This window comes from Cryobacterium sp. TMN-39-2 (genome assembly GCF_004402745.1).
Lineage (GTDB): Bacteria > Actinomycetota > Actinomycetes > Actinomycetales > Microbacteriaceae > Cryobacterium > Cryobacterium zongtaii.
On record NZ_SOFX01000037.1, the window covers coordinates 1 to 11,804 of the forward strand.

6 protein-coding genes are annotated in these 11,804 nt (G+C 68.1%); 4 read left to right on the plus strand and 2 right to left on the minus strand.

Annotated features, from left to right (window positions below; genetic code table 11):
- Window positions 1–4,605: DUF4082 domain-containing protein (locus E3O57_RS13920; RefSeq protein WP_134456610.1), on the minus strand; the 4,605-nt coding region annotated here is incomplete at its 3' end.
- Window positions 4,606–4,893: 288 nt separating this feature from the next.
- Between E3O57_RS13920 and E3O57_RS13925 the strand changes: the two genes are divergently transcribed.
- The 4 genes from E3O57_RS13925 to E3O57_RS13940 all read left to right on the plus strand — a co-directional run bounded on the left by E3O57_RS13925 (window position 4,894) and on the right by E3O57_RS13940 (window position 10,721).
- Window positions 4,894–6,582: an FAD-dependent oxidoreductase gene (locus tag E3O57_RS13925; RefSeq protein ID WP_103479700.1), complete on the plus strand. Its 1,689-nt coding sequence runs from the start codon at window positions 4,894–4,896 to the stop codon at window positions 6,580–6,582.
- Between the two features lie 334 nt (window positions 6,583–6,916).
- Complete coding sequence (locus tag E3O57_RS13930; protein ID WP_088457348.1) at window positions 6,917–8,482, plus strand: sugar transferase; 1,566 nt, start codon at window positions 6,917–6,919, stop codon at window positions 8,480–8,482.
- Window position 8,483: 1 nt separating this feature from the next.
- The gene (locus E3O57_RS13935; RefSeq protein WP_088457349.1) at window positions 8,484–9,746 is read left to right on the plus strand and encodes a DUF1972 domain-containing protein; all 1,263 of its coding nucleotides are present in this window, start codon (window positions 8,484–8,486) and stop codon (window positions 9,744–9,746) included.
- A 24-nt stretch (window positions 9,747–9,770) separates the two neighbouring features.
- Complete coding sequence (locus E3O57_RS13940) at window positions 9,771–10,721, plus strand: glycosyltransferase family 2 protein (protein ID WP_103479701.1); 951 nt, start codon at window positions 9,771–9,773, stop codon at window positions 10,719–10,721.
- A gap of 21 nt (window positions 10,722–10,742) precedes the next feature.
- Here E3O57_RS13940 and pip read toward each other — a convergent pair whose 3' ends face one another.
- On the minus strand, window positions 10,743–11,699 hold the full coding sequence (gene pip, locus E3O57_RS13945) for a prolyl aminopeptidase (protein WP_088457351.1): 957 nt from the start codon (window positions 11,697–11,699) through the stop codon (window positions 10,743–10,745).
- Between the last annotated feature and the right edge of the window lie 105 nt (window positions 11,700–11,804).

Genomic DNA, 11,804 nt, shown 5'->3' on the forward strand with positions numbered 1-11,804 from the left:
ACCAGACACCGCGACATTCGTCGCACCCGCCGCCGGCGTAGTCGACGACACCGTCACCGCCGCCGGAGCGGCCGACGTGGTGAACGACCACGCCCCGCCAGATACCGCGGCCCCCGCCAGCGTCACCGCCGCGGAGTACGACGTCGACGCCGCCAGCGCTGCAGCCGGGGTGAACGTCACCACCCTCGTCGTCGCGTTGTAAGCGGATGTGCCCGCCACCGGACCCGCGGCGCTGGACAGGGCCAACGTCGGAGTGCCCGAAGCCGGAGCAGCCGACAGGGTCGCCGACACCGCACCAGACACCGCGACATTCGTCGCACCCGCCGCCGGCGTAGTCGACGACANGGACACCGCGGCCCCCGCCAGCGTCACGGCCGCGGAGTACGACGTTGATGCTGCCAAGGCCGCAGCCGGGGTGAACGTCACCACCCTGGTCGTCGCGTTGTAAGCGGATGTGCCCGCCACCGGACCCGCGGCGCTGGACAGGGCCAACGTCGGAGTGCCCGAAGCCGGAGCAGCCGACAGGGTCGCCGACACCGCACCAGACACCGCAACGTTCGTCGCACCCGCCGCCGGCGTGGTCGACGACACCGTCACCGCCGCCGGAGGAGTGGTCGTGGAGGTGGAGAAGACCACGTCGACGAAGTAGTTCGCGGCTTGCCAGGTGTTGGTCGGGAAGCCTCCGGCCGAGGCATAGAGGTATCGACCGTTGTTTGCCGTGCCGGCCGTGAGGGGACCGACGGTGCGCGGGGTGGAGAAGAAGTTTGTCGTGGAGGCGTAGCGGCCGTTGGGTGCGAAGTAGGACACCACGTAGGTCTGGCCGGCGGTCAAGACCACGGGTGTCGCCAGCTGCGCGGTCTGCCAGCCTGACGCCGTCTCGTTGGTGAAGGTCACCGTCGCCAGCCGTTGGCCGGTGGACGACCAGAGCGACCCGGTGTGGGTGCCGGTGTTCGTCGAACCCTTGTAGAACCGGATCGCCGTGACAGAGCCCGATTCGGCCGAACTGAAGGACATGCCCAGTTCCACCGGCGAGGTGTCGTCGGGTGACGCGGCCTGCGCCGGGGTGAGGTTGCCGAGCAGGCTGTACGAGGTGCCGGTGCCGGGTGCTGCGGCCGTGGTGAACGACCAGGACCCACCGGGGAGGGCGGCGCCGGCGAGGGAGACGACCGCGGAATGCGCCGTGCCCGCCGGAAGCGCCGCCACCGGGGTGAACGTGACGACCCGAGTGGAGGCGTTGTAAGTCGACGCACCGGCAACCGCGCCCGCCTCGTCGGATACGGAGAGGGAGGGTGTGCCGGACGCGGGCGCGGCCGTCAGGGTCGCGGACACCGTCGCGGTCGCCGCGACACCGGTTGCGCCGGCGGCGGGGGTCGTCGAGGACACCGCGACGGCCGCCGCGCCTCCTCCGGTGAACACCACGTCGACGAGGTAGTCGGTGGAGGTTTGGTTGGTGGGGAAACCGGCCGCGTAGCTGAAGGTGCCCGCGTTGACGCCCGCGCTGAGCGGACCCCGCGTGTACGCGGCGGAGTACCCGCCCGGTGTCGCGGAGTATTGGCCGACCGTGGTGCGATAGCCGGCGACATACTCCGTGGCAGCCTGGATGCTCACCGGCGACCCGAAGACCAGGGTCTGCCAACCGGAGGTGCTCTCGGCGGTGAACGTTCCCGAGGCGAGGACGGTTCCGTCGGCGGCCCACAGTGTGCCGGTGTGGCTGCCCGTGTTGCCGGGCCCCTTGTAGAACTTGATCCCGGTGATCTGTCCGGCGGTCTGGGCGGAGAAGCGCACGCCCAGGGTCACCGCCTGGTTGTCCGCGACGGTCACCACGCTGGGCGTGGTGCTGTCGTCGTACAGGCTGCACGGGCATCCGCTGCCCGGGGCAGCCTGCACAGTGGTGAACGACCACGTGCCGCCCGAGCTGAGCGCGGCCCCCGCGGCGTCCCTGGCCGCCAGGGTCACGGTATACGTGGTGGCCTCGGCGAGCGCACTGCTCGGCGTGAAGGTGGCGACGCGGGTGGCGGCCGTGTAGCTCGTGCTGCCTGCGACGGCCGTGCCCTGCGCGTTACGCACAGTGAAGGCGACGGAGGAGACGACGACCTCTGTGGAAATCGTGGCGCTGATGGCCGTGTTGAGGGCGACGCTGGAGGAACCCGGTCCAGGGGACTGGGCCGTCGCCGAGGGGGCGGTGTTGCCCGACCGGGTGAACACAGCATCGACGTAGTAGTTGCTCTGACCGTAGATGTCGGTCGGGAAGTCGCCGTTGGTGTTGTAGACGCTGGCCGGTTGGGCGCCGAAGCCGCCCGCGACGGCAAGGGGCGCACGGGTGACTCCCCGGTAGGCCCAGGGGTCGTCATCAGCTGAATACCGGCCCCTCGGCGCCCAGTATGAGGCAACGTAGGTCGTTCCAGCGGTGACGGTTACCGGGGTGGCGAAAGTGGCGGTCTGCCATCCGGACGCGGTTTCGTTCGTGAAGGTCGCGGTCGCCAGGCGGGTGCCGGTGGAGCTCCACAGCGATCCGGTGTGGGTTCCGGTGTTGGCTGTGCTCTTGTAGAACCGGATGCCGTCGATCGTTCCGTTCTCCGTCGGTGTCACCCGAAGGCCCAGCTCGACCGCGCTGGGGTCCTGCGAGTCGGGCTTGGCCGGAGCCTGGACTCCGAATACAGAGTGCGGCCCGGTGACGGTCACGGCGAGTGTGGTGGGCGTGGTCGGATAGTTGGCGCTGTCGTCGATCGCCCGGATTCGGATGCTCTGGGTGGCGACGCCGTGTTGAACGTAGGTGTACGACCAGTTCGAGGTGCCTGTCGCCGCGCTCCAGCTGGTTCCGCCGTCAGTGGAGACCTCGACGCCGGCGACGACCCCGCCGGAGTCGGTGGCCGTTCCACTGATCGTGGTGCTGGCGCCGTTGGGCACGGCGGTTCCTGCCGCGGGAGAGGTGACGGTGACAGAGGGTGCGGTGGTATCGGTGCTCGCTGTCGTGGCTACCAGGCCGGCCGCCAACGTGGCGGGGGTGGCACCCATATCGGCCAGCAGGTTCACCTGTGCCTGTTGCATCCGCACGTCTGCCGGTGCGCCGGGGCCGTCGTGCTCCCGGTCGAGCCCCCACGTCCACTGCACGCTGCCGGCCGAGAACACGAGGGCCCCGCTCGGTGCCTTGTAGAGGGTGACATGGTGCGTCGTGCTGCCTTGCCTGACGGTGTTGCCGAAGTCAGTGAGGTACTCCGGCACCGATCCTGTGGTCGTCGACAGCCTGATCAGACCGGCCGGTCGGAAGCCGTTGTCGATGTCTTCGTTTGATTCGTAGCCGACGGTGTGCGGCGCCAAGGCCGCGGAGGTTCCCGCCGCGAGGCTGGACAAACCGGTGTTCCGCCACAGGCGTGTCTTGCCCTCAGCGGCCGAGACCGTGACAGGGAGGTCAGAGTAATTGGACTGGTATTGCGTGCCGGTCAGCCCGTTCTCGGGGAGGCCCCCACCGTTGGCCGAGGACGCAAACCGGGGGTCACGCCAGGTACCGGTCCACTCGGCGGAGGGGTCGATCTTCCGCTGGCTCCAGGTCTCCTTGTAGGACACCAGGGTGCGGTAGGCCGTTGCGCTGCTGTCGGCGGACGGCTCGTACCGGGTCCGCCAGTACACCTCGTTGCCGGACAGGAACTGCAGGTTCACACCGGCGTCTCGTGCGGCCTCCACGTTCTTGCGCTGGGCTCCTGACCAGTACTCGTCGTGGCCGACGGAGAGGAAGACTTCGTGGTTCTTCAGGCTGGCCCCGAAACGATCGGTGTCGACGCCGCTGAAGTAGGAGACGTCATAACCGTTCTTCTCCAGGAACCTGACTGCCGGATACTCATTGCTGAAATAGAAGTCGCGACCGTCGATCCCCCCACGGGTCGCGACGGGCCGGTTGTAGCTGACCTTGTAGGCGCGGCCGTTATCGGCGCCCTGGTAGAAGTCGGAGCCGCCATAGGTGTTGTAGGCCTGCCAGGTGGGGTCGGAGGTCTGGAACAAGACCTGCGACGTGCTGGCCTGGTCCCTCACGACGAAGGTGATGTGGCTTTGGCCACCGGTGTCGGTACGGGTCAGCAGCGCGATGTACACACCGGAGACCGCGTCGGCGGGCACCGGCCAGGATGCCGACAGGGCCCAGTTGCCGCAGTCGTAGAACTCGGTCGCGGCCTCGGTGATGCACTGGGGTTGGTTCTGTGGGAGCGCCGCGGCCGGTGTGACGTCGGCGATCTTCCGGGCGCCGTTGCCCTGATACCAGCCGGTGCGGTAGATCGCAATCGTGTACGCCCGGGCGTTGGTGTCGATCTTGAACCCTACGGTGCCGCCGACGTTGGTGCTGATGTCTGTGGAGAACCCTTGGATGGACGGATCACCGGCTCCGCTGATGTCCCACACCGACGCGGCGGTCCCCGGAAGGGCGTTCTCGCACACGATGGGGTTGGGTGCCGTTCCGCATCCGGCCGCATTCGCCGGCAGCGCCCCGAGCGGGATCAACAGTCCGCTCACGACAACGATGACCGTCGCCAGAGCCTTGGCGGCGAGGGAACCGAACCTCGGGAGGAACGTGGAGGTTCCGGCTCGGCCGTCGACGACGGGCAAACGTTCAGACACGGTGCTCCTCTGATTGCCTGTGCGAAAGAACGGGAGATCGGGCGGCAGTCAGCGTGACAGCTGAGTATCGCTCACACCGCACAGAGTGCCACGGGGGCCATAGGCCCGCTCGCCCCCGAAGGGGGGTGTTCGAATCCGCTCGCCGGGGATGCGCACCGTCGGGATCGGTGCAACGATCTCACCCGCCTGAGAGCATCGCTCACTCGCCTGCGCCCGCACTCGGGCTCTGTCGCTACGGCCGACCCCTGTCTGAGGGCCTCGCCCCAACCGTCCCGAAGGCGGGTATCGATGTCGATAACCACAGAACCGCCCACCCCCACCGAAATCTATGACTGCTGCGTCGTCGGAGCGGGACCCGTCGGCCTCTCCCTCGCCCTTGAGGCCGCGAACGCCGGGCTCCGGGTTCTCGTCCTGGACGCCGGGACCCAAGCCGCCAAAGAGGATGCCGCGGCCCGGGCGGCACGTCCTCCGGTGCATGTGCTCGATCCCGCCACGCACGCACCCATCGAACAGGCAACCCGACGCGGGCTCGGCGGATCGTCCTGGTTGTGGGGCGGCCGGTGTGTGCGCTTCGAGGCGATCGACTTCGAAACCCGCGACTACGTCGACGGGAGCGGCTGGCCCCTGAGCCAAGCCGACGTGCTGCCTTCGGAAGCGGCCGCCGCAGCCTACCTGGATTGCGGAGCACCGACCTTCCGGAGCGCCGCCGCGGACTGGGCCGGCCTGGGAGAGGTCAGCCTTTCGCAATTGGAACGCTGGGCACGACAGCCCAAACTGGCGGCCCGGCTCGGCTCCAGGGTTGCCGCGCATCCCGGCATCTCGGTGCTGTGCGAAGCGACCGTCACCGACATCATCATCAACCCTGACGGCGCCGGCGTCACCCACCTCCAGGTGCTCCACCAGAGCCAGACCTTCGCGATACGCGCCGCGACGTACGTCCTGGCCTGCGGAGGACTGGAAACCACCCGACTGCTCTTGACCGTGCAGCGCCGGCTGCCCTCCCACTTCGGTGGCGCCGACGGACCGCTGGGCCGCTACTACATGGGTCATCTCACGGGAAGCATCGCGAACATCCAGCTCACCGACGCGGCGGACATCCGCGACCTCGATTTCAGCCTCGACGACCACAATGCCTACGTCCGTAGGCGCTTCACGTTCTCCGAGCGCACCCAGCGCGAGAGACACCTGTTGAACACCAGCTTCTACGCCGACAACCCGCCGTTCTACGAGGAAGGGCACCGCAACGCGACGCTCTCGCTGGTCTTCCTCGCCCTCTCCCTGGCCCCGGTGGGCCGGCGGATCCTGGCTGAGGGCATCCGTCTGCGCCACATCGGGCCGCGCCCGCGCCGGTACGCACCTCATCTGCTGAACATCGCGAAGCGGCCGTTTCGCGCCGCGGCCGACGTGATAACGATCCTCCGCAAGCGCTACCTCTCACCGGTTCGAAAACCCGGCTTCCTGCTGCGGAACGCCGGGGGCAGCTACGCGCTGCACTTCCACGGCGAGCAGACGCCCAATCCGGATTCCAGGATCCGGCTCAACGGGACGACGGGCGCCGACGGCCAGCCGGGCCTGGACATCGATTTCAGGTACGCGGTGCAGGACCTCGACTCGGTGCTCGCGGCGCACCAGTACCTGGACGAGCAGTTGCGGGCATCCGGACGCGGTCGGGTGGTCTACCTCGACGCCGAGGACCAGAGGGTGTCCTCGGTGCTCGCTCAGGCAACGGATGGATTCCATCACATCGGCACGACCCGCATGAGCGCCGATCCAGGCGACGGTGTGGTCGACAGCGACTGCAAGGTGCACGGCATGGACGATCTTTTCATCGCATCCAGCAGCGTTTTCAGAACCGCCGGCGAAGCCAACCCGACGTTCCTTGCGGTGTGCCTGGCGGTGAGACTGGCGCGGCACCTCTCCGAGGAGTTGGCTGCGCCGGCTGCCGATGCCCCGCCTCGGCCGGTCGAAGCCGCGTAGCCGTTGCAACCTGACCCCCCTTTCAGGTCACAGCGCCGAAATCTGATTGCAGGGTATGGTCAGCTCGTGAGTTGCTGAGGATATATCAGCTCACTCACGAGATCATCTGCGACACCCGCCACAACGTCACACCCGCGCCATCCGACATTTCCGTCACCCAGTACCCGTTTCACTTCCCGCACGAACCTGTAAACCCGAACTGCAGGGGAATCTCCGTGAATACGTCCTTGACGTGTCGACCGATCCGTCGACCCCGAAAATCTCAACCCCCGAACCCGGCCCGGCGAGCCGGCCCCGGGCACGCCTGGTCTGCGGCCGGAAGCTTCGGTCACACATGAGCGCGCCCAAGCCGGGTTCTCCGCTGACCGAAGCGATCCCCCGCGGATACCGCGCTCCGTTACGCCTGGTCAGGCCCGCGACGGTCCCGGTCCCTGACGTTCAGGACACGGCCACGGCCGCCGCCGCCAGCGGCCTGTCCGGTGCGGCGTGGGCACGCCAGTACCGCACCAAGCTCCAGCTCACGGACGCCGCGGTGATCGTCGCCGCCGTCACCGCCGCCTTCCTGGCTCGGTTCGCGTTGGGCACCCCTATCGCGAACACGACCCCGATCCCGCTGTCGGCCTGGGCGGTCATCGGACTGGTGATCGGAACCTGGATCGTCACGCTGTCCACCTTCCGTACCAGGGCGCCGCGGGTCGTCGCGGTGGGAGCCACCGAGTACAAGCTCGTCATCAACGCCAGTGCGCTGGCCTTCGGTCTTCTCGCCATCGCCTTCCTGCTGTTGCAGGTCAACACCGCCCGTGCGTACTTCGTCTTCGCCCTGCCACTCGGGGTCGCGGCCCTGGTCCTGGAGCGGTGGCTCTGGCGCAAGTGGCTCATCCACCAACGCAAGTTCGGTCACTACCTCGCCCGGGCCATCGTCGTCGGCGGCCGGGACGACATCGAATACGTCGTGCGGCAGATCAACGACAAGTCGGGCGCCGCCTATCACGTGGTGGGGGCGGCGCTGGAGGACGAGAACACGACCAGCGTCACGTCGGCCGGGCACCGGGTTCCCGTGGTGTCCGATTTCGCTCACGTCGCCGCCGCGGCGCAGTCGTTGGGGGTCGATGCCGTGATCGTGGCCGGGCATCCGAGCCTGGGAAACACCTTCATCCGCAACCTGGGCTGGGACCTCGAGAAGACCTCGGCAGAGCTCGTGCTGTCGAGCCGCTTGACCGACGTCGCCGGTCCCCGCATCCACTTCCGCCCGGTCGAGGGCCTTCCCCTCATCCACGTCGAGATCCCCCAGTACGACGGCGCCAAGCACGTGCTCAAGCGCGCTCTGGACATCACCCTCGGCGCCACCGCGCTCCTGGTGATCAGCCCACTGCTCCTCGTGATCGGGGTCCTGGTCAAGCTGGACAGCCCAGGACCCGTCTTGTTCCGGCAGGAGCGGGTCGGTCGCAACGGCCGCACCTTCCACATGATCAAAATTCGTTCGATGGTGCGAACGGCCGAAGACGATCTGGCCGGGTTGCTCGACAAGAACGAGGGCGCCGGCGTGCTTTTCAAGATCCGCAGCGACCCGCGGATCACCCGGGTGGGCCGGGTCCTGCGCAAGTACTCCCTCGACGAATTGCCGCAGCTCTGGAACATCGTGGTCGGCCAGATGAGCCTCGTCGGGCCGCGCCCACCGTTGCCCGCCGAGGTCGAGAACTACGAGTCGCACATGCACCGGCGTTTGTACATCAAGCCCGGTCTCACCGGCATGTGGCAGGTCAACGGGCGCTCCAACCTCAGCTGGGAGGAAAGCGTTCGCCTCGACCTCTATTACGTCGAGAACTGGTCACTGGCCGGCGACCTGATGATCATCTGGCGAACCGTGAAGATCGTCATCCGCCCCCTGGGGGCCTACTGACATGGCGGCCCCCGGCCACACCGATCCGGTCACCCCCTCGAACGTGGGGGCGCTCCGGATCGCGATGATCGGCACCCGAGGCATCCCGGCCGCGTTCGGTGGATTCGAAACAGCGGTGGAGGAGGTCGGCCGTCGACTGGTCGATCGTGGGCACGCCGTGACGGTCTACTGCCGCTCCCGCAACTCGGCGCCTGGCCACCTCCCCCCGGCCACCGTCTACCTGGGAATGCGTCTGGTGCATCTGCCGGCACTGCGTCTGGGCGCATTCGGACCGCTCAGCCACACCGCTTTCTCGGTGGCACACGCCGCCACCGGGTCGCGCCCGGATGCCGCGTTCGTCTTCAACTCGGCGAACGCACCATTCGTGCCGTTCCTGCGCAGACGCGGCATCCCGACAACCGTGCATGTCGACGGCCTCGAGTGGAAGCGGGACAAGTGGGGCGGGACTGCCCGCCGCTACTACCGCTGGGCCGAGCAACAGGCGGTGCGATGGGCAGACGCCCTCATCGCCGACGCGCCGGGCATCGTCGACTATTACCACGCGGAGTTCGCCATCCCCACGGAGCTCATCGGCTACGGGACACATCTCCTACAGAATTCCCCGGCGACGCGGCTGGCCGAATTGGGCCTGCGGCCCCATGGTTATCACCTCGTTGTGGCCCGCTTCGAGCCCGAGAACCATGTCGACGTGATCATCGACGGCTACCGGCGCAGCAGTGCCACTCTCCCCTTGGTAGTCGTGGGTTCCGCCCCGCATCCAGGCGCATACGCGCGCAAAATCACCGCCCTGGCCCACGACCCGCGGGTGCGATTGCTCGGCAGGCTGTGGGACCAGGACCAGCTCGACCAGCTGTACGCCCACTCGGTCAGCTATCTGCACGGCCATTCCGTCGGGGGAACGAACCCGTCGCTCCTGCGCGCGATGGGAGCCAGGACCGCCGCAATCGCCTGGGATGTCAGGTTCAACCGCGACGTGCTCGGCGTGTATGGAGCGTATTTTCGGGACGCCGGGACTCTCGCGGCCCTGATCGAGGACGCCGAGCTGAATCCCCACCACACCCAGGAGGTCAGTGAGGCTCTGCAGCGTCGCGCCGCCGCCCTGTACAACTGGGGCCACGTCACCGACAGCTACGAAGATCTCGCCCGTCGCCTTGTCTCCGGATACAGCACCCAGGGCAAAAGCCCGGGACGCACCGGTCGCTCTCCCCGAAGAGGACGCACCGGTGCGCGGCCGCCGTCCACCGTGGCGCGAGGCGCTCTGTGACCATGTCGGCGGACCGGAGTTCGGGTGCCGCTGCCCGCTGAGCTGGGGATCGTTGTCGTCAACCACGGCGAACCCGATCTTCTCGAGCTCAATCTGGTCGGAATCGGGCGGCGCGCGCGCACCGGACGGGTCGTCGTCGTCGACAATTTCAGCGGGCTCGCCAACCGCGAAGCGACGACGGTGTTGTGCGCTCGCGAAGGCTGGACGCTGATCGCGCCGGGAATCGACCTCGGCTTCGGAGCCGCGGTCAACGCCGGGGTGCGGCTGCTTCGATCGCACGGCTGTGATCGCCTGTTGATACTGAGCCCCGACGTGCGCATCGACGAACCGGGGATGCTCACGCTGGCCCAGGGCTGCTCAGCAGAACCCCAGCGCATCCTGAGCCCTCGCATCGTCGGCACGGATGGCTCCTTGTGGTTCGGCGGCGGCACTGTGGACATCCGTCGTGGCCGCGCGCTGATGACCGATGATGCGGATAGTTCCGCGCCAGGAGGCTGGCTCAGCGGGGCGTGCCTGATGATCCACGCCTCCCTCTGGGATTGGCTGGACGGATGCGACGAGGGCCATTTCCGCTCGTGGGAGGACGTCGATCTGTCCTGGCGTTGCGTGGCCGCCGGCGGCTGCCTCGCGGTGCACAGCGACGTCACCGCGGTGCGGAGCACCCGTTCGTTCCCGGTCGCCGGAGTGGTGTCGCCGCTGGACGTCTACTCCGCCTGCCGCAGCCGGCTGACATTCGCCGCGCGTCACCTCGGCCGGCGTCACATCGTGCAGTGGCTCCTAGCCAGCCCGGGGTACGCCGTCAGCGTGCTGCGCAACGGGAGGCACCGCTCCCGGACGGGTCGGCCGGGCGCGCTACTGGTCGCCGCCGTGCGTGGCACCGCCGCTGGTGCCGGGACGGCGCTCCGGACTATCGGCGCTGACACGCACGGTACCGGCGGTCGCCGTGTGCACGCAGAACAGACGGCCGCCGGGTGATGCCGATCCTGACCCCGCAGGCTAGTTCGCGAAGCGGTCGGTGGCGTCGAGCAAAGCGGCGCGGATGCCGGGCTCCTCGAAGGAATGGCCGGCATCCGGGATCATCTGGAAGTCGGCCTCCGGCCAGGCCTGATGCAACGCCCAGGCGGTGAACGCCGGCGTGCACATGTCGTAGCGGCCCTGCACGATGACTCCGGGAATGTCCTTGAGCTTGGCGGCGTCACGGAGCAGCTGCTCCGGTTCGAACCAACCCTTGTTCATGAAGTAGTGGTTCTCGATGCGGGCGAACGCCACGGCGAAGGCCGGCTCGGTGAACCGCTCGATGGTCTCCGGCTGTTGCAGCAGGGTGATGGTGGAGGACTCCCAAGTGGACCAGGCCACACCGGCGCGTTCACGGGTTGACTGATCGGGGTCGTGCAGCAGGCGGCTGTACGCCTCGATGAGCCGTCCCCGTTCGTCGACGGGTACCGGCGCGATGAAACCCTCCCACAGATCCGGGTAAATGGCCGCGGCTCCCCCCTCGTAGAACCAGTCCAGCTCGATCGGGCGCAGGGTGAAGATGCCGCGCAGAACGAGTTCGGTGACCTTCTCTGGGTGTGTTTCAGCGTAGGCGAGCCCCAGGGAACTGCCCCAGGAACCGCCGCAGACCAGCCACCGGTCGATGTCGAGGTGCTCGCGGAGACGCTCGATGTCGGCGACCAGGTGCCAGGTTGTGTTGGCTGTCAGGTCGGCATCCGGCGCACTGGCATGCGGGGTGCTGCGGCCGCAGCCGCGCTGGTCGAACAGCACGATGCGGTACTTCTCAGGGTCGAACACCCGCCGTTGGGTGGCGCTTGAGGCGCCGCCCGGCCCGCCGTGCAAGTAGACGGCCGGCTTGCCGTTCGGGTTTCCGGACACCTCGTAGTAGAGGGTGTGGCCGTCGCCGACCTCGAGCATGCCGGTGTCGTACGGTTCGATCTCGGGGTAGAACTCTCTCATACCTCGAGCCTACGGCCCGGGCCGCCGTCCCGGCCGGTGGCGCATCCGCCCGGCGCGCCATCGCCCGGGACCACCGCGCCGCCGCCGCGGACGTCTCGCGGCCCG